General features: G+C 51.9%; 12 protein-coding genes and 1 pseudogene. 1 reads left to right on the top strand and 12 read right to left on the bottom strand.

Going from position 1 to position 18,624, the window contains the following annotated elements; all coding sequences use genetic code 11:
- Positions 1–9: 9 nt before the first annotated feature.
- The 3 genes from PBOR_RS35350 to PBOR_RS08285 form a co-directional block, all read right to left on the bottom strand.
- On the bottom strand, positions 10–2,712 hold the full coding sequence (locus PBOR_RS35350; protein ID WP_218918890.1) for an S-layer homology domain-containing protein: 2,703 nt from the start codon (positions 2,710–2,712) through the stop codon (positions 10–12).
- Between the two features lie 354 nt (positions 2,713–3,066).
- Entirely contained in the window at positions 3,067–4,188 is a 1,122-nt protein-coding gene (locus PBOR_RS36880; protein WP_042211252.1) for a response regulator, read from the bottom strand.
- Between the two features lie 37 nt (positions 4,189–4,225).
- A complete protein-coding gene (locus PBOR_RS08285; protein WP_042211251.1) occupies positions 4,226–7,297 on the bottom strand; it encodes a hybrid sensor histidine kinase/response regulator in 3,072 nt (1,023 codons plus the stop codon).
- Between the two features lie 216 nt (positions 7,298–7,513).
- On the opposite strand from PBOR_RS08285, the gene PBOR_RS08280 reads away from it, so the two are divergent.
- Complete coding sequence (locus PBOR_RS08280; RefSeq protein ID WP_042211250.1) at positions 7,514–7,807, top strand: S-layer homology domain-containing protein; 294 nt, start codon at positions 7,514–7,516, stop codon at positions 7,805–7,807.
- A 50-nt stretch (positions 7,808–7,857) separates the two neighbouring features.
- On the opposite strand, the pseudogene PBOR_RS36130 reads toward PBOR_RS08280, so the two are convergent.
- From PBOR_RS36130 to PBOR_RS08240, 9 genes and pseudogenes are all read right to left on the bottom strand, one after another.
- Positions 7,858–7,999, bottom strand: a pseudogene (locus PBOR_RS36130) (sigma factor-like helix-turn-helix DNA-binding protein); the annotation flags it as partial.
- Positions 7,974–9,167: an MFS transporter gene (locus PBOR_RS08275; RefSeq protein ID WP_042211249.1), complete on the bottom strand. Its 1,194-nt coding sequence runs from the start codon at positions 9,165–9,167 to the stop codon at positions 7,974–7,976. The gene PBOR_RS08275 and the pseudogene PBOR_RS36130, both read right to left, overlap by 26 nt.
- A gap of 71 nt (positions 9,168–9,238) precedes the next feature.
- A complete protein-coding gene (locus tag PBOR_RS08270) occupies positions 9,239–10,453 on the bottom strand; it encodes a M24 family metallopeptidase (RefSeq protein ID WP_042211248.1) in 1,215 nt (404 codons plus the stop codon).
- A 5-nt stretch (positions 10,454–10,458) separates the two neighbouring features.
- Complete coding sequence (locus tag PBOR_RS08265; RefSeq protein ID WP_042211247.1) at positions 10,459–11,292, bottom strand: ABC transporter permease; 834 nt, start codon at positions 11,290–11,292, stop codon at positions 10,459–10,461.
- Positions 11,285–12,202: an ABC transporter permease gene (locus PBOR_RS08260; RefSeq protein ID WP_042211246.1), complete on the bottom strand. Its 918-nt coding sequence runs from the start codon at positions 12,200–12,202 to the stop codon at positions 11,285–11,287. The genes PBOR_RS08265 and PBOR_RS08260 overlap by 8 nt, the downstream gene beginning before the upstream one ends.
- Positions 12,199–13,326: an ABC transporter ATP-binding protein gene (locus PBOR_RS08255; RefSeq protein WP_042211245.1), complete on the bottom strand. Its 1,128-nt coding sequence runs from the start codon at positions 13,324–13,326 to the stop codon at positions 12,199–12,201. The genes PBOR_RS08260 and PBOR_RS08255 overlap by 4 nt, the downstream gene beginning before the upstream one ends.
- A 42-nt stretch (positions 13,327–13,368) precedes the next feature.
- On the bottom strand, positions 13,369–14,523 hold the full coding sequence (locus tag PBOR_RS08250; RefSeq protein WP_042211244.1) for an ABC transporter substrate-binding protein: 1,155 nt from the start codon (positions 14,521–14,523) through the stop codon (positions 13,369–13,371).
- 73 nt (positions 14,524–14,596) lie between these two features.
- Positions 14,597–16,570, bottom strand: a complete 1,974-nt coding sequence (locus PBOR_RS08245) for a hydantoinase B/oxoprolinase family protein (RefSeq protein WP_042211243.1) — start codon at positions 16,568–16,570, stop codon at positions 14,597–14,599.
- Positions 16,567–18,612 (bottom strand): hydantoinase/oxoprolinase family protein, encoded by a 2,046-nt coding sequence (locus tag PBOR_RS08240; RefSeq protein ID WP_042211242.1) that lies wholly within the window; start codon positions 18,610–18,612, stop codon positions 16,567–16,569. The genes PBOR_RS08245 and PBOR_RS08240 overlap by 4 nt, the downstream gene beginning before the upstream one ends.
- Positions 18,613–18,624: the final 12 nt, after the last annotated feature.

Below are 18,624 nucleotides of genomic sequence, written 5' to 3'. Positions count from 1 at the left end.
TTATTTTATTTATTTCAAAGTATCCAGCATCGTCTTGATTTGTCCGTTCAGGTTCAAGGCGTTCAGAATCATCGTTAACGCTTCCGCACGTGTAGCGTTACCTTCCGGCGCAAAGGTGCCGCCGCTGAAGCCGCTGATGATTCCGGCTTGTGCCGCCTGCTGGATGCTGACGGCCGCTTTGGCTCCTTGAATATCGCTGAAGCCGCCTTTCGCAGCATCTGTTGCCAGGCTTTCCAGGTTAATCACCCGGCTAAGCACGATCACCATTTCTTCCCGTGTAATCATCTGGTTTGGCCGGAACTCACCATTTGCATAACCATTAATGATGCCCGCAGCTGCAAATTGCCCGATTGCCGCTTTGGCCCAGTTGCTGCCCGTTACGTCCTTGAACGATACAATGCTTGTCCCTTCCACTTCAAAGATGCGGGACAGGATACCCACAAATTCGGCGCGGGTAATGGCCTGATTAGGCTTCACCAATCCGTCTGTGTAGCCTTTAATGATATTAAGCTTGAGGAATATGTCGATTGTTTTCGCTGCCCAGTTCCCTTTAACATCTGCCGGTTCTTGGAATCTGGCAGCAGGTGTAGCCGCAGATACTAGGTTTCGTACTTTGCTGACCACCGCTTCAGGACGTAACACCTTTGTGTTAAACACTTCGGTCACTGATGGAGTGGACGGCTGTACAGGCATAGTGGTGACTGGTATGCTGCCAGTGATGATTGTTCCGGTTGTAGTATTTGCATTCGTTGCGGTGTTGCCGCCCGTAGTATTCCCACCGGAGGTATTCCCACCGGAGGTATTTCCCCCTGATGATTCGTCAGGTGTGCTTCCTGCTATGACAGTGACCTCATAATTGGTTTCTCTACCCGCATAGTAGAGCTTCAGTTCCGCCGTACCGGGAGATATCCCGGCTACAACCCCATCCGTAACCGTACACACAGCCGGATTTGAACTGATCCAAACCGCATCTTGCGTTACATCTTTTTGAGAGTTATCGGCATACGTCACAGACGCCGTCAAGGCATACGTACCGTGTACCGGCACCGTGCTGGAACCGGAGGCGCCGGCAATCTTAAATGCCGTAATGTTTCCTGTGTCTGCTGTATACACGATTACAATGATTTTGGCTTCGAACTTATTATGCTTTGCCGTAATAACCGATACGCCTTTGGCTACCGCAGTAACCGAACCTTCTTCATTAACCGTAGCGACGGATTCATTAGTGGACCACCATTGTACGTCTTCAGCTGAAAGCGGCTCTGTCGTATCATCGCTGAATTCCTGATAAGCAGCTATAGACTGTGAACTTGCTGCTGCAAGCAAATACTTATCCTTTGGAAGGAGCGCAATCCCCGTTTCAGTCTTAGATGGCTGCTCGGTGCCGGGATCAGTCGGCGTTCCCGTACCGGGATCGGTCGGTGTTCCGGGACCGGTGCCTCCGCCTGAATTGTCGCCTGCTGCCGTAACGGTTACATTAAGTTCAGCTTCATAGCCATTATACAGGGTTTTGATTGTGGCTATACCCGGGGCGATAGCTGTAATAGTTCCAGTATCATCAACCTCAGCTATATTTGAATCCGAGGTATACCATCTTATTTGTGATAATTCAAGTGGAACTTTGGAGTCATCTGTATATGTTGCATAGGCTTTTATACTTCGTGATTGACCTGCTTCCAGTGTGAAGTCGTTATCACTCAGAGATAAACCGTTCTCTGCCGCCGGAAGAATCGTTACCGTATACGTCTGCGGTGTAAGCTCTTTTCCTTCTAACGTTGCATTGTAGATTGCAGTACCTTCTGCAACGGCGTACATACTCCCGTCTCTAAGAGCTACGAGTGTAGTGTCGCTGTCCAGGTTAATAGTGCTGGTTGTAATTATTGAATTTCCATTATCATAGATCTCATATGCCTCGGGAAAAGGTACCTTCTCTCCAACATGCACCGTTACTTCCTCTGGATCCAGTTCAAAACCTGTAACTGACGGTTCTTTAACAGTAAAGGTTAAAGAATCATACAGCTCTCCGTATGCTGCTGTTATCTGGGTGGTTCCTGCTGCAACAGCAGTCAGTATCCCCTTATCTATAGTCGCCACCTCAGGGTTTGTAGAATCCCAGGCCGCATCTGCTCCTACATCCCCATCCTTGCCTAATAATCCGAGACGGACCTCGTCTCCGACAAACAAATCTGTTGAAGCTGCCTGCAGTCTTAAGCCGGTATTCACCTTGACATTTAACGCCGGGAGTCTAAGATTAGACAAATGCACCTCGGTATTGTTCCCACCCCTAACAGATGAGTGCCCGGAGTTGACACTGATTTTTGACGCAGGAGAAGGATTATAAGCATCGTTTACCTTCAGCTGAAAAGTTATCAGTTCTGCATCTGCCTGTATAAGTGCAGCATTAATTTTGCTGGTCAGGCTGAATTTAATTTCATGAACACCCGTAAGCTCATCCTTAACAATATACGGGTTCCCAATCGAGTAGTTATTTTTAGTTGCCGCAGGTGCCGTATTCCTAACAATCTCCGAGCCATTAAATATTGCAGTGACCGGAGTAAACACAGTTTGGTCATACTGAACCGCAAATTCCATGTACTTCACACCGCCGTTCAGCGGCTCCAAATCTTCTGCAAATTCCTTTAGGGATACCGTTACCGGGACAATGTCACCCGCATGATACACCTTATCCTGTGCAGTAGTCAGCTTTACCATAAATAAAGGTTCATCGGCATGCACTCTCGCAACCCCTACGTTACCCCCTACTAAGGACGCTAACAGCGAAAATAGCGCCAGCCCTGATATCATTCGCTTGGCTTTTCTTTTAAATAAACTCCCCATCCTGTTCCCTCCAAAATAAATTATACGAATCCCCCGATCCAATCACCGAATCTCCCAATCATTCGACAAAAGGCTCCAACACTCATTCTATTCGACAATTCTTACAAAACGCTTACAGGAAACCTTTCATAAACACGCATTGCCGGGTTACACAAAAAAACTCTGAGCGTCCTTCCGGGTACGAAAGGTCTCAGAGTTATTGAAGAGCAGTGAGTATGGAGTTCCTCATCAGGAGTCCTTCATGAGTTCCTGGAGCAGCGATTCAAGATACGCGGGCGGCTCAACGCCGACTTCCTGCTGCAAGACTGCTTTCATTTTATCGTAATGCTTATAAAAAGCTGCCCGGTCCTTCCAGTGCAGATAGATGCGGAGGATCAGCTCATGTGCCTCTTCATCGTAAGGAATAAGGGACAGCATAAAGTTCAGGAAGTCGTGGGCCAGCCGGAATTCTCCTGCCTGCATATAGGAACGTGCCAGAGCTTTGGACATCTCCCTAAAGCTCAGATCCGCCTGCTCCCTTGCAGCCTCACACCACGGGTAATCCTTGTATCCGAATAAAGGCCTTCTGTACTGCCTGAGGATATGTTCCGCATCTGCAGCCTTGCCGGTAAGCCGTATTGTCCCTTCCTTCTTCAATTCCTCGAACCGGATATAGTCACACTCTCCAAGCAGTTGAAAATAATAATGGCCTTTTTTGGAGGTCAATTGGATGGAGAGTCCGCTCTCAAGCAAGGTCTTCTTCATGCGAAATACTGTCGTATGCAAATTCTGCTCCGCCTTATGAGGATCATGCTCCGGCCACAGGCTCTCGCATATGACCCATTTGGAAACATTCGTATTCCTGTGAATCAGCAGAAAAGCCAGCAGTTCCTCCGCCTTAGCGGTCGGAAAATCTACAGGACCGTTCCCACTTGAAGGGTGAACATAAAAATGTCCGAAACATTCTATTTGCGGAGCGGAACGGCCAATGCTTTGACTAACCCGGGTGTGGCCTTTTCGCCTATTGAGCCGTTGAAGGGTACGTCCCAAAGCATCTTCGTCAACCGGCTTGAGCAGGTAATCGACAGCATTTACGCGGAAGGCCTCCAGTGCATATTGATCATAAGCCGTAATAAATACAATTTCCAGGTGCTCGTCAAGCTCAATTAAGGATGCGGCCAATTCCAGCCCGTTCATTCCGGGCATATCAATATCCAGAAAGGCCGCATCAGGTCTTAGACGGGTGAATTCCTGCAAAAGGTCTGTATATTTGGTAAATGCCCCAACCACTTCGGCATCGTCACGGCACTCCAGGATTTGCACAAGCCGCTGGACCGCCAGCCGTTCATCGTCAACAATTACAACTCTCATGAATGTTCCTTCCCTCTTCAGAAGCTTGCACGCAAGGTTAAATTTTGAACTGAAACCGAACGCTTGTCCATTCTCCTTCTTCACTGGATACCTGTAATGCTTCTCCATAAAAATGCTTGAGTCTCCGCTGAATATTTACGAGTCCAACTCCCCGTCTTTCGGAAGAAGCCCTTTCGCTTGTCCATAAGGCTTGGATTCCCGTCTCACTGATACCGCCCCCGTTATCCCACACTTCTACATAAACCGTATCCTTGTCCAGGGAGATGGAGATTCTGACCGTTCCTCCCTCCATTTTCTTCGTTACCCCATGCCGGATTGCATTCTCTACCAAAGGCTGTATCGTCAGCGGCAGAATCTTTTTCTTCAGAACCTGCGGGTCCACATCATATACAACAGTAAGCCTCTCCTCAAACCGGGCTTCTTCGATCTGCACGTAAGCATCAACCAGCTGTAATTCGTCTTCAATCCAGACAAAGCTGTCAGGTTTCGGGTCAAAGCTTCTTCTTAAGTAATTGCTTAAATGCATAATCAGCTTCTCCGCACGAGCGCCGTCTGTCCGGCATAAAGCAATAATTGAGTTCAAAGAGTTGAACAAGAAATGCGGTTTGATCTGCGACTGGAGAAAATCCACCTCTGCTTTCAAAGCGTCTTCCACGGACTTCTTAAGCTTCAGGAGCGTTTCCGTTCTGGCCCTGACCTCTGCAGCATCAAACGGCTTGATAATAAAATCATTCGCCCCTGCCTTAAAGCCGGTGGCAATATCGCTATTTCCGTTACGAGCCGTCAGCAATACAACCGGCAGCTCAAACAGGGAAAATTGCTTGCGGATCTCTCTGCAGACTTCAAAACCCGACAATTTGGGCATCATCACATCCAGCAGAACCAGGTCAATATCCGAACGTTTCTGTAACATTTCCAGGGCCTCCAGCCCGTTTGTCGCCCAGAGCACCTCGTACGGTTCATTGGCGAAGACCCGGGACAGAACCTGAAGATTGGACGGTTCATCATCTACGGCCAGCAGCGTGAATTTACTCTTGCTGCGGCTTGGTAATTCTGCCATGCCCCACTCTTCGTTTATGGAAGGTGATTCCTTGGATGCTTCCATTAGCGTGAGCGAATTGCGGGCTTCTTCGGCAATTGGAAGTGTAAAAGCCATGCAGGTCCCCTGCTCCGGTTCTGACCATTCCACTTTGATGGTTCCGTTCATCAAGTGCAGCAGCTTCCTGCTAATGAACAGCCCCAGTCCTGTTCCTCCATACTCCTCCGGAGAGTGCGCTTGTTCAAACGGCTGGAATACCGCATCCCAGTCGGATAAGTTCATCCCTACGCCGGTATCCTCAACCCTAACTTTGATCTGCCCTTCCTCCACCTGAGCCTTAATTGTAATCATGCCTTCATGAGTAAACTTCACCGCATTGCCGACCAGATTCTGGAGGATTTGCCTGAGCCGGTCCTCATCCGCATAGACAAGGGGCAGATGCTCCGGCACGGCATTGACAAATCTGATTTTTTTACCAGTAATCAGAACCTGAAATAAATCGAATACAAGAGAGACGGACACACGGACATCAACAGCTGACAGATGAACGTTCAGCTCGTTGCGCTTGATTTTCTCCAGATCAAGAATGTCGTGAACCAGTCCCGATAGCCTTCTGGAGGTATCCCTGATCAGGAACAGATTCTGGATATGGCTTGCGCTCAGTTCTCCTGCCTCTGCTTCTGCTCCAGCTCCTGTCTCAAGCATAGATTGGGATAAATTAATGATTCCGTGAAGCGGAGTCTGGAACTCATGTGAGGTATGCAGCAGAAACTCATCTTTCTGCTTATCCGCCTGCTGCAGCTTTATAGCCATTCCTTCTATCGTCTTATAGGCTTCCGAATACCGGTAAGACAGGAGGAACGATGCCAGAAAACAAAAAATCAGGATGGAGCAGTATCCTAGGGTGTAATTAGGCGTCATGCTGCTCAAATACAACCCGTAATCGAACAACCCTACTACATATCCGCCTAAGGCCAATATAAAGAGGAGCAGTGTCCGCTTGCTGAAATCTCCATACCTGCCCTTCAGGTACGAATGAAGCATCAATCCCAGAATGATGACATAGATGACTAATTGCAGATAGCTGAATACCGCATTGAAACGTGAATACCATTGAAACGGAGTGAGCAGCACAAAGCTGATATACAGGGCAGTGACGCGGACAACGCTTTTAATTAACCACTCAGGAATCATGGTTGTACACATATTCTTGATAAACATAACCATCGTGATCAGCGAGAGATACAGCGATACGGCTTGAATCTTATAATAAATCTCATGCGGCAGATCCACATACTCAACCAGAATCCGGTCACCGTTGCTGGCAAAAGACCAGGCGATAATAATGCAGCTGAGTCCGAAATAGAGCAGCCCTCTTTCCTCTCTCCGTATAATAAATACACTAAGCTGATAGCACCCGAGCATAAGGAGAGAGACAATCATAATTAAATTCAGAATGGTCGTATGGGTATTCAGCTTATGAATTCCACCGGCGCTCCCGAAATAAATGCTATAAGGAATCCCGCCCTGCGAATTCTCATAATTTGCCGCGTGGATGATGATCTCCGCCGTATCTCCCTGTACCGTAAAAAAGGCGTTGTACGGTTTATTCTCATACCTATACAGGCTTTCGGATTCCGCGGGCTTACCGCTGCCGGCAACCCTGTTCCCGTTCACGTAGATCTCGCTTGCCATGCGGATGTTGGATATTCTAAGCCCATACATCGTTGCCGAAGGCTCAAGCTTAACCTTTAGGCGGTAGGTAACGGCTCCTTGGCTATTTAGCCCCCCGTCTTCATTCGCATGCTTCCAAAAACCGGGTACCTGCATATATCCAGGAGAAACAGAAGGTGCTCCCCCCGGCCTGAGCAGCTGATCCCAATAAAACTCCCATTGTCCATCCAGCGAAACGACCTGTTCTCCTTGAAAATCCCATGCGCTCAAATCGAGCACACCATGCTGCGCGGGAGTGCGGTTCTGGGCTTTATGATCAGAGGCTTTCACTAAACCGAATAATAAAGCAAAGCAACCGAAGCCTACCAGTATCAGGCCCATTAGCATTTTTCTCATCTTGAGGTTCTACTCCATTTCTCAGCCTTATCTTTATTCATTTCAATGCAGGTTTAGTTCCATCATATCATCTGTAACATTTAGAGGCATGCCCTTTTCTTGCGCATGGTCTATTACGATTCTCCTAGAAACAATTCGTAGAAATTGTAAAGATTATGTAGAATTCTGTTGGAATTATCAAACCATTTAAATATTCAGAGGAGACCGCGAGCAGAAATGGTTACATTGCTGATGAGAATGCTCAACAGCAATATCCAGGATAATAGCGAATCGTTCCCTGATATTAAAGGGAATTGGGCTGAAAGAGCCATTTCCAAAGCAAAATCCTCGGGCATCATCCAAGGTGCCGATGACAATGCTTTTAACCCGATCCATAATGTAACCCGCGCAGAAGCAGCCTTAATGCTGGTTCGTGCATTGAAGCTGGATGCTGAACTCAAAGTATTGCTTGATCCACAGATTAATGAATTGAAACAAGCCCAATATTATTGTCATACAAATAACCAGTAGGATTGAGACTTCAATCTCTCATTCCCGCTGGTTATCTTTTATTTCTCCAGTTAACGCTTCGCCTTATAAAACTCATGATAGCTTCATGAGCGCCCTTTTCTCTATCCGCGACACATAACTCCGCGAGATCCCCTGATCCTTCGTAATCTCCCGCTGTGTCTGCTCCTCACCGCCGGTGTCCAAGCCAGCTCTTACGCACCAGGAAACTGCATAGCAACAGGCTTAAAGCCACATAAGCTGCTATCATACTGATGATGCCGCCCCAGCCGAAACTGCCATACAGCACCCCGCCGCCCGTACCGCTCACGCTGGAGCCCACGTAGTAGAAAAAGAGATACAGCGCGTTGGCCTGCGACTTATGCTCATCGGCCACCAGGCCCACCCAGCTGCTGGCAATGGAATGTCCTCCGAAGAAACCAAAGGCGAACAGCGCCAAACCGATGATTTTGACCCATAGGAGGGGATGCAGTGTGCAAAGGGCTCCCGTTAAGATAATGGCCAGCGCAAGCATGATGACACCGGTACGTCCATACCGGTCAGCCAGCCGTCCCATCCAAGTGGAACTGAAGGTCCCCATCAGATAAACGACAAAAATGCTGCCGGCCAGTGACTGGCTAAGGTTGTACGGTTCACCTGTCAGTTCGAAGCCTATATAATTGAATAACGTGACAAAGCTGCCCATCAGCAAAAAGCCCAGCCCATACAAGCAAAGGAGCCGAGGGTTGCGGCATTGTGACCATAGCAGCGGAATAACCCGATTTAGCTTGCCTGTCTGCTTCACGAAATGGCGAGAAGCCGGAATCACCAGCCAGAATATCATAGCTGCGGCCAGACCCAGCAAGCCAATCGCACCGACCGCCGCCCGCCAGCCGAACCAGTCTGTGAGTAACCCGCTGATGATCCGGCCGGCCATCCCTCCGATGGAATTGCCGCTGATATATAATCCCATCGCATAACCCAGACTGGCAGGATCAATCTCTTCCACCAGATAGGTCATTGCAATAGCCGGCAATCCGGCCAGTGCAATCCCCTGCAGGATGCGCAGCAGCAGCAGCACAGGGAAATACGGGCTGAAGGCGGAGATAATGGCGATCACGGAAGCGGCGACCAGCGACGCTGTCATAATCGCTCTGCGGCCAACGGCATCGGATACGGAACCGATGAACAGCATGGTCAGTGCCATGGAAATAGTTGTGACGGACAGTGTTAAGCTGGATTCTGTCGGCGTGATTCCAAACGCTCCGGTAATTTCCGGCATCAACGGCTGCAGGGTGTAAAGAAGCGCGAAGGTGACAAACCCTCCGGCAAACAATGCAAGGCTAACATTGCGAAACGATTTTGAACCCTGCTGAATCTTCATTGCTTCCAACCTTCTTCGCTGGAGAAGCTCCGGTTGTCGGAACAGGACCGGTTGACCGGAACCTTCCCTTGTTATTTGCGGAACAGCTTGCGTTCCATCTGTGTCAGAAACTCATAGCCGTCCGCTGTTACTACGATGGTGTCTTCAATCTGAAATCCGCCTGCGCCCAGTTCATAATAAGGAACTTCCACACACAGCACCATCCCAGGCTCCAGAACACGGTGATCCCCGGGCGACAGGGTGATATCGTCGTACAATTCCAGGCCGATGGCATGTCCCACATGCTGGCGCCGGTAATGGGGAATACCTTCCTTCTGAACTCTGGCTACGGCTGCCTGGAAGACATCGGACGCTTTCACGCCGGGACGGACCATTTCAAGTGCCTGCTCCCAGCCGCTGCGTACCGCCTGAAAGTGATGTTCCATCCAAGGGGTGGCTTCTCCTAGTACAACGGTTCTGCCGGTATCTCCCCAATACCCGTCCAACTGGAGACACAGGTCAAATCGGATCTGATCCCCAGGCTCGATGACGCGGAAATAATTCTCGATCAGCGGAAGAGCACTGCGCGGCCCTGCACCGACCGCCGTCATTGCGGGGGTGCCGCCTGCTCTCATCACGGCAAGCCGGTAATGTTCGGCCAACTCTTTCTCGTGCACACCTGCGGCGATCAGATCGATTAGTTGCTGCTCGATAGCTTCATTCAGAACCGCAGACTGCCGCAGACGTTCGATTTCAAACGGTGTTTTGATCTGGCGGATTTGACGGAACAGTTTATACGCAGGCATAGCTTGTCCTCCGGGAAGTCCACCAGCAAATTTGGCAAGCAGATCCGGAGCAATTCTCATCTCATCCACGCCGACCGCTTGTCCTTTGAGGCCAAGCTGCTCAAGTGCCGCCTCCAAGGCTTCAATCGGTCCCGCATGGGTTGTCGTATTCTGCAGCAACGAGTAAAAGAGATCAATATCCGGCGTGGATGGCTTGCCTTCGATAGATCCCTCCACAAAAAAGTCGCTGTACACATATAAATCCGCGCCGGTAATCCCCATCTGCGCGATTACACCCAGCCGATTGGTTGGAATAATGACACAGGGACGGGCATCCGGTTCCTGTGGCAGCACCGCATAGATTTGCATGGTCCAGTTGCTGGCCCGCAGCTGGGATCCTAGAATATAGTTGATATTTTCCGGCGTGGTCGCTACGAGAGCAGCCAAACTGCTGGCAGCCATCAATTCAGCGGCACGTGTCCGGTTCACTCCTGAAACAGGCATCGAAATTGGCTTGTCCATCAGGTTCAAGACCTCCTTTTATTCGTTCTGCTGCCGAGCATGTTTTCCACGCCCGGTGCGGAACGGATGACCAGCTTGATTGCAAAGAACAGGGCAAGTGCAAAGGCAATCAGCACCACGGACACAACGGCGACCGTAGGGTCCTGCCATTTTTCCATATACAGAAAGAGCTGAATAGGCAAGGTATAACTTCCCTGACGCAGAATAAGCAATGCCGTCTCAACCTGATCGAAGGTGAAGACAAAGGCAATGGAGCCTGCCAGAAGAAGTGAAAGCTGCAGCTGCGGCAACGTAACCGTGAAGAAAATGCGAAATGGACCCGCACCCAAATCCGCAGCAGCTTCGCGGTGGGCCGGATTCAGATTGGCCAGAGCGCTTCCTACAATAGACAGGACAAACGGCAAGACGATGACCGCCTCCCCCAGGATCAGGGCAAACAGTCCTCCGGCGATGTGCATCTTTGAGAACAGAATCAGATATGCCACGCCCAGTGTAATCTTGGGCATTACCATTGGCGACATAAAAAAGGCGCGCAACAGCCCTCTGCCCGGAAAAGGATATTGTACAATGGCCAGTGCAGCCAGAGTACCTGTAACCAAAGCCAGCAAAACTGCACCCGCCGAAGCAAGAATACTGTTCCGGAAGGCTTCCAGGAATTGCTTCTGATCCCCCAGACGGCTGTACCATTCCAGTGTCAGCCCCTCGGGCGGAAACTTGCTGGAGGCACCGCTGCTCACGGAGGTCAGCAGGATCATCAACAGCGGAAGAAGCAGATACAGCCCGACCGCACCGGCACATACATAGAGAATCCACTTGTAATCCCGTGTTTTTTTAGGCATGGCTCTGTCCTTCCTCCCGGGTACGCCGGAACATCAGCCAGTCGGCTCCCTTGTTCACAATCATTGAGACGAGGATTGACGAAACAAATAAAAAGAGGCTCGCTACGGCTGCCATCGGCCAGTTCGTATCCAGTGTGCGCTGATAAATCAGTACCGGAAGCGTCATGACGCGCCCGCCTCCGATCAGCTGCGGGGTTGTAAATGCGGTCAGGCAGAGTGTAAAGACGATCTGCACTCCGCTGGCAATCCCCCGCGCGGACAAGGGCAGTGTAATGGTGAGAAACGTGCGCCATTTGCCTGCACCCAGATCATGGGCCGCCGCCTTCAGCGTGTCGTCAGACTGGGTTAGCACATTCAAGAGCGGAAACACCATAAACGGCAAAAAGATATGTACCAGTGCAACGACCACACCGGTCTCATTGTACATCATCTCAAAACCGCTGTCCGTCAGGCCGAGGTGTACAAACAGCCAGTTCATGAAGCCCTGCTTGGACAGCAGCAGCTGCCATCCGTATGATCTGACAACAGCGCTGACCAGAAGCGGAAGAAACGTGAGCAGCAAGAGGGTCTGCTTCAGTCCCGCCCGCTTCAATCCGGCAATGCAGTAGGCCAGCGGATAGGCAAGCAGCAGGCTCCATAAGGTAACCTTGGCGGCGACTCTAAAGGTGGTGCCAATCAGGGTCCAATAATAGGGATCACCAAGGAAAGCACGGTAGGAATCCAGATTCCAGCCCCTGATCAGCCGCCCGTTCTCATAGAGATCAAAACTGTACCGGCCGAAGATCAGCAGACCTCCCAGATAGACGACACCCATCAGAACAAGTGCCGGCAGAAGCAGCAGCAGCTGTGCCGCCCAGGTACGCTTCCCTGGGGAGAACAATCCTATGAGCTTGCCGGTTGCCCGCATCATAAGGAACTCTCCCTGTGAACGGATGCCTCATTGGGCAGAAGCAGTCCGTCTTCGGGATTGAACCCGATTAGCAGCGAATCTCCTGGCGCATACCGGGCATCTCCCCGCTGATACAGACTGCTGGCCTGCAGCTGGATATGGCCGCCCATATCCAGCGTGTACCGGATGCTTGCACCGCCATACACACTCTCGGTGACTATGCCTTCCAGACGGTTGACGCAGCTATTTGCCGCTTCTCCGGTCCGGAGGTACTCGTAACGGATGGAAAGCGAGGCCTTACTGCCCGCAGAAATCGCCGGGAGTCCTTCCTGCGGCCGTACGGCAAGCTTCAAGCCGCCCGCTTGAACCCAGACCCGGCCCTCTTCCTCAACCAGCATCTTAACCTGCAGCAGGTTCGTATCGCCGATGAATTTGGCTACAAAGCTGTCGACCGGCCGTTCGTAGATTTCATCGGGCGTCCCGTATTGAAGCAGCTTGCCGTCACGCATGACACCAATGCGGTCCGACATGTTCATCGCCTCATTCTGATCATGGGTAACGAAAATGAACGTACCGCCGAATTCGCGCTGTATCCGTTTCAGCTCCCGCTGCATATCCAGCCGCAGCTGCATATCCAGTGCTGACAACGGCTCGTCCAGCAGGAGAACTTCCGGCTTGTTAATCAAAGCGCGGGCAATAGCAACACGCTGCGCCTGCCCGCCGGACAGCCGGGAAATGGCACGCCGGCTGTAATCACCGAGCTGTACCAGTTCCAGCATGTCCTGAACACGCCGTTTGATTTCGCTTTTCGGCGTTTTTCTGACCTTCAGGCCATAAGCGATATTGTTGAAGACATCCATATGGGGAAACAATGCCAGCTGCTGAAAAATCATATTCGTATTCCGGCCATAAGCCGGAATACCCGAGACATCTTGTCCTGAGAGCAGCACAGCACCCTCATCAGGCTGCTCCAAACCGCCGAGAAGCCGGAGCAGCGTGGTTTTCCCGCAGCCGCTAGGCCCGAGGAGAGAGACGAATTCTCCCCGTTTCACCTGTAGCGACACCTGATTAACGGCAGTATTTCCCGCATAACGCTTGATCACGTCCCGCGTCTCGATTGCAATCGGCCCCACTCCGCCGCTCATTGTGCTCATCTCCTATCTATTCGGTTGATGACAGCTGCCGGATTATAATTCTGTTTTGACCAGACGATCCCATAGATCCTTCCAGGCAGAGCTGTTCTTGGCCAGTGAATCCCAGTCCGGATTAATTCCCTTGCTCTGTTCTTCAACGGAGAAGGATGGATCATCCTTGTATTTATCCGGGATAGCTGCAGCTGTGCTTGTAACAGGAGTTCCTGTTACCTCGGCATAACGGGACAGCGCTTCTGCGCTAAGCAGCTCATTAATGATCTCGTTGGCCGCTTTTTCCTGCTCTGGTGTGGAGCCTTTGACAACCTGCAGGGAATAAGGGAAGGAAATCGCGCCTTCCTCAGGGTAAGCTACAGCCAACGGGGATCCGCCATCAATCCATGTCTGTGCTACCTGTGCACTGAATGGAGCAATCAGAGCGTCGCCTGAATCCAGCAGACCCTTAAGCTGATCGTTCGAGGTAACCAGCGTTCCGATCTGATCGCTGTTGTCCGCCCAGAACTGGAAGGCCGGTTCCGGATTCTCGTAGGATGCGCCGAGCTCTTCCCCCTTCACAGCCAGAAGCGGGGACAGATAAGAATAGAACATGTAATCCCACAATGCAGTTTTGCCTTTGAACTCTTCGCTTCCCCACAGATCGTTCCAGCTTGTCGGCGGTGTCTTCACCAGGTCCTTGTTGTAGACCAGCGCAAAGCTAGACACTCCCCAGACGATGCCCTTGTTGTCTGCGGTATGGAAGGATTCGGGAATATCCTTCATATTTGTCACAATGGCCGGATCCAGCGGCTCCCACATATCGTCATTGAGGCCCTTCGCCGAAGCATCCGCATTGAAATACCCGAAGTTTACAATCGGATTGTTAGCGTCAGCCTGCTTGCCTGCCAGCATTTTCGGATACATTACAGAATTGGAGGATTCTTCGAAGGTCACCTCAACGTTCGGATGGTTTTTCACATATTCAGCTACGACTTCCTTGGGAACCACATCCTGATTGGAGCCGGCCCAGATAAACATGGTCAGCTTTACTTTTTCTCCACTGCCGGCTGCCGGGGAATTGTCCGGGTTCCCCGCAGCATTGTTTCCGGCAGCGTTATTCGCATTGTTTCCCCCTCCGCAAGCCGAGAGTGCCAGCATCATGGCAAGCGACACGGCAGGTAAGATATAGGAACGCTTAGGTTTTTGAATACTCATTGGTTTCTCTCCTCCAGGTTGTTTACTATTAGTTGTAATTTAGTTTCCATATGGTCACCAGCGGCTGAAGTTATCAGCGCAGCCCTATTCCCCCGCGCAATTCTTCCATTATTCCTGGAACTGCTGAAGGTGAAACCGGATGACCTGCGGCCACCATACGCTCGGCTTCAGCCATTGTCTGTCTCTTCAAATAATCCCGAAGCGCCAGTGGATAGCTGCTCAAGGCAGCATTCACTGCGAGCTGCATCTCATCCGTCCACAGTGTTTCAAATTCGGTCCGGGCTTCCCCGAAGCTGAATGCCTCCCCATTGTTATGAAGCCCCACACGCAGCAGTCTGGTGAACACTTCATCTATGGTATTGCCATTTATCACTACACCGTAGCATTCACGGGCCTGCTCTACTGACAAAAGCCCTTTCTGCACATCGTTCAGTACGAGTGCCGGGTCCCGCTCATACGGACTGCCATATCCTCCGCCGCCCTGGGAGAGGAAGGTCACGGTATCCCCCGGCTGGAGCAGAAGCTCATCAATCCGGCCAAGGTTGCGTTCATCTGGCCGGCCTTCATTCAAAATCGCTTCTCCATGCTCTCCTACACCGCCTCCCAGGCGGCCCCAGGGCTGAAATTCCATCCGTTCCATATTTCTTGCGGTCATCACGGTATCCGGACTGAGGATCCTAACGCGCAAGTCAATGCCGCTGCCGCCTCTGAATTTGCCGGCTCCGGCTGAATCCGCCCGCAGACCGTACTGTTCAATCAGCACCGGCATCTCCGCCTCAACGGTTTCAGCCGGGATATTCCGCAAATGGCCTACGGCAAAATCCATCCCGTCAATTCCGTCTTTCATCGGTCTGGCTCCCGATCCGCCGCAGACCGGCTGGATCACGCCGACCTTGCTCTTGCCGTCGGAAGCATCCGTCATCGCCATCATGACAATACAGGCTTGACCCGCACCCGCAGCCGGAACTTTACTGCTCTGCGCCTGGCTCAGCGCACCGGTAATGACATCCATCACCCGGATAAAGGTCGCCGCTCTAGCACCTACCGCCGCCAGCGGTTCCGGATTAAGCACCGATGCCGGGGGCGCGTAGTTGCGCACCATCCTAACCATGCCTGAATTCCAGGGAATCGTCGGATCAAGGGTCCGGAAGTAGCGGATCAAAGCAGGCACAAGCATATAGTGACCCTGCTGGTTATGCGTCGGAATATTAAACGAGGCTCTAACCTGCGGGTCGGTTCCGCTAAAGTCCAGATGGATATCCGTGCCGGTGATCGTCATGCGGCAGCGCAGCCGGATCGGATAGCCGCCGGGGCCCTTCTCCAGGTAGTCCCAGAAGTCATAAGAGCCATCGGGTATGTCCTGAATGATCGTCCGGGCTTTAAGCTCCGCATATTCAAGCAGATTCTCAATGCCTTGTTCCACCTGCTGAGCACCATATCTGACAATCAGCTCCTTCAAACGCTGCTCCCCTCTATTCAGCGCTGCCATAAGCGCCTTGAGATCGCCAAGGTTCTGCTCAGGTATCCGGCTGTTATCCAGCAGCAGCCGGAGCACCTGCTCATTAAGGCGGCCGGCTTCATACAGCTTGACCGGCGCAATCCGGATGCCTTCCATATGAATGTCATAAGCGCTTGGCGATACGCTGCCCGGAACCTTGCCGCCGACATCCGAGGAATGCACGAAGCAGAGGCCGAAGGCAATAATCCTGCCATCATGGAAATAAGGCTTGAGCAAGTGGATATCCGGCAGATGGGTAACCATCCCTCCTGTGGTGTAGGGATCGTTGCAGATAACCATGTCGCCTTCCTGCCAATGGTCGATTGCCCGGATGGCGGTAGCCGCAGGGATTCCCAGCGACAGGTTGTATCCCGTATCCAGCGGGGAACCAAACGTCTCGCCTTCCGGCGATAACAGGTAGGTGCCGAAATCGCCGGTTTCTTTGACAAAAGCGGTGAATCCGGTGCGCAGCACGACATTAGCCATTTCCTCTACGGCAGCCTGAATCCGGTTGTTGAAGATTTCCAGGAAGACTTTATCCGCAATCATTGATCTGCCTCCCCGATAATATTTCCGTTAGCATCTCCGTGTATCGTGTAGCCGGGAGGAATAAAGACTGTCGTATCGTATTCCTCAAGGATAGCCGGACCGGAGATTTCTTCATCTGCTGTCAGATGCTCCCGGCTCAGCACCTTTGCCTGATACTCCAGTCCGTCAAACGTGATTCTCCGGGTCTCAACAGGTTTTCCAATGCCCTCTGCCTGCGGAAGAGCTGCCGTGATCTTGCTTGGCAAAAGCCCGACGATGCTTGTTCGCAGATTGACGAACATGACTTCCGCCTCCGGCTGGCTGATACCGAAGACAGATTCATACTGGCGGTGGAACTTATCCTTGGCTTCTTCAGGGGCGGAAATCTCGGAATCCGAGAGCATAACCTCCAAATCAAATGCCTGTCCTTCATACCGCATATCAGCACTGTAAATGACGTAGGTACCGCCCAGCTTCACTCCGCCCCGGGCTTCTTCCCCGATCCAGTGGCGTCCTTGTTGCTCAAGCGCAGAGAACTGGGTCTTAAGTTCACCGGCGGCCAGTCCACGGCTGCTCTTGTGGAGCGTGAAGACAAAGTCATTGCGCAGATTGGCAACCGTACAGCCCATTGCACAAAGAGTTCCGGGAGACGGTGGAATCAGCACCCGGCGGATGCCAACCTCGCGCGCCATCAGAAAAGCGTGCATGGGGCCCGCTCCGCCATAGGCTAGCAAAGTGAAGTCGCGGGGATCGACTCCCTTTCGCGCCATCAACGGCGAGAATTGGGCATACATATTCGCGGTGGCCACATCCAGAATGGCCTGCGCAGTCTGCGTGGCATTCAGCCCTAGCTGGTCGCCTAAACGCGTAAGCGCATGTTCAGCCAGTTCCGGAAACAGCCGCATCTGACCCCCAAGAAAGCGGTCTGCCTGCAGAATGCCCAGATGGAGATAGGCATCAGTAGTTGTTGCCTGCTCGCCGCCCCGGTTGTAGCAGGCCGGTCCCGGCTTGGCGCCTGCACTGCGCGGCCCTACCTTCAGTACCCCTACCGAATCAACCCAGGCTATGGAACCTCCGCCCGCTCCGATGGCAGTCACATCTACTGCCGGAATAATGACCGGGAAATCACCCACCTGATTCTCCGTAGAGTAGGCCGGTGCTTTGTCGATCAAGGCGACATCTACGCTTGTCCCGCCCATATCGAAGGTAACGACCTGACTGATCCCTGCCTGTTCCGCGATATAGGTTGCGCCGATTACACCGGAGGCCGGTCCGGACAAGAGCGTCCTTACCGGTTCGGCCGCAGCGCGGGCGGCGGTCATCATGCCACCGTTGGACATCGTGGACAGCAGCGTCGCCGCTACTCCGTATTGTCCGATTCCGGCTTGCAGACGGTTGAAATAAGAACCCATCCGTTCGCCTACATAAGCATTCATCACCGTGGCCAGCGTCCGCTCGTATTCACGCTGCTGGGGCCAGATTGCGCTGCTTCTGCAGATGAACAGCTGCGGATAACGCTCACGGATCAGCTGTTCGGCCAGTTGCTCATGCCCGGAATTGGCATAAGAGTGCAGGAAACTGATCGCCAGTGCCGTAACTCCCTCCTGCACCAATTCGTCCACGGCCTGAACCAGATCCTCCGGGTCCAGCTCCGTCAGCACTCTGCCGTCTGCAAGCTGCCGTTCATCGATTTCTTTTACAAGCTGGCGGGGGACAAGCGGCTGCGTTTTATCCCCATAGAGGTTGGTTGTATTTTCAAGCCGCAAGCGGCGTATTTCGAGTACATCCCGGAAGCCTTTGGTCACCAGCAGCCCGGTTACAGCACCACTGCGTTCGATCAGCGTGTTTACCCCGAGTGTAGTACCATGCACGAAAAGTTCGATTTTGCGGGTATCCACCCCCCTGGACTGCAGTTGCTCTAATGTATGAAAAATCGCCTGTTCCGGAGCATCGGCTACTGAGGGTGTTTTGAGCGTAACGACAACCTGCCCCTGTCCGTCTGTTACGATGGCATCCGTAAAGGTTCCGCCGATATCGATGCCTAAGCGGTAATTGGTCTCCACAAATTCCACTCC

This window comes from Paenibacillus borealis, assembly GCF_000758665.1.
Classification (GTDB): domain Bacteria; phylum Bacillota; class Bacilli; order Paenibacillales; family Paenibacillaceae; genus Paenibacillus_AQ; species Paenibacillus_AQ borealis.
Note: the sequence above shows the minus strand (reverse complement) of the source record. Positions and strands in the feature narration are given on the sequence as shown.

What these genes read in the sequence shown, in the direction of transcription:
- PBOR_RS35350 (WP_218918890.1), bottom strand. Translation starts at nt 2,712, where the DNA reads ATGGTAAAGCTGACTACTGCACAGGATAAGGTGTATCATGCGGGTGAC.
- PBOR_RS36880 (WP_042211252.1), bottom strand. Translation starts at nt 4,188, where the DNA reads ATGAGAGTTGTAATTGTTGACGATGAACGGCTGGCGGTCCAGCGGCTT.
- PBOR_RS08285 (WP_042211251.1), bottom strand. Translation starts at nt 7,297, where the DNA reads ATGAGAAAAATGCTAATGGGCCTGATACTGGTAGGCTTCGGTTGCTTT.
- PBOR_RS08280 (WP_042211250.1), top strand. Translation starts at nt 7,514, where the DNA reads ATGGTTACATTGCTGATGAGAATGCTCAACAGCAATATCCAGGATAAT.
- PBOR_RS08275 (WP_042211249.1), bottom strand. Translation starts at nt 9,167, where the DNA reads ATGAAGATTCAGCAGGGTTCAAAATCGTTTCGCAATGTTAGCCTTGCA.
- PBOR_RS08270 (WP_042211248.1), bottom strand. Translation starts at nt 10,453, where the DNA reads ATGGACAAGCCAATTTCGATGCCTGTTTCAGGAGTGAACCGGACACGT.
- PBOR_RS08265 (WP_042211247.1), bottom strand. Translation starts at nt 11,292, where the DNA reads ATGCCTAAAAAAACACGGGATTACAAGTGGATTCTCTATGTATGTGCC.
- PBOR_RS08260 (WP_042211246.1), bottom strand. Translation starts at nt 12,202, where the DNA reads ATGATGCGGGCAACCGGCAAGCTCATAGGATTGTTCTCCCCAGGGAAG.
- PBOR_RS08255 (WP_042211245.1), bottom strand. Translation starts at nt 13,326, where the DNA reads ATGAGCGGCGGAGTGGGGCCGATTGCAATCGAGACGCGGGACGTGATC.
- PBOR_RS08250 (WP_042211244.1), bottom strand. Translation starts at nt 14,523, where the DNA reads ATGAGTATTCAAAAACCTAAGCGTTCCTATATCTTACCTGCCGTGTCG.
- PBOR_RS08245 (WP_042211243.1), bottom strand. Translation starts at nt 16,570, where the DNA reads ATGATTGCGGATAAAGTCTTCCTGGAAATCTTCAACAACCGGATTCAG.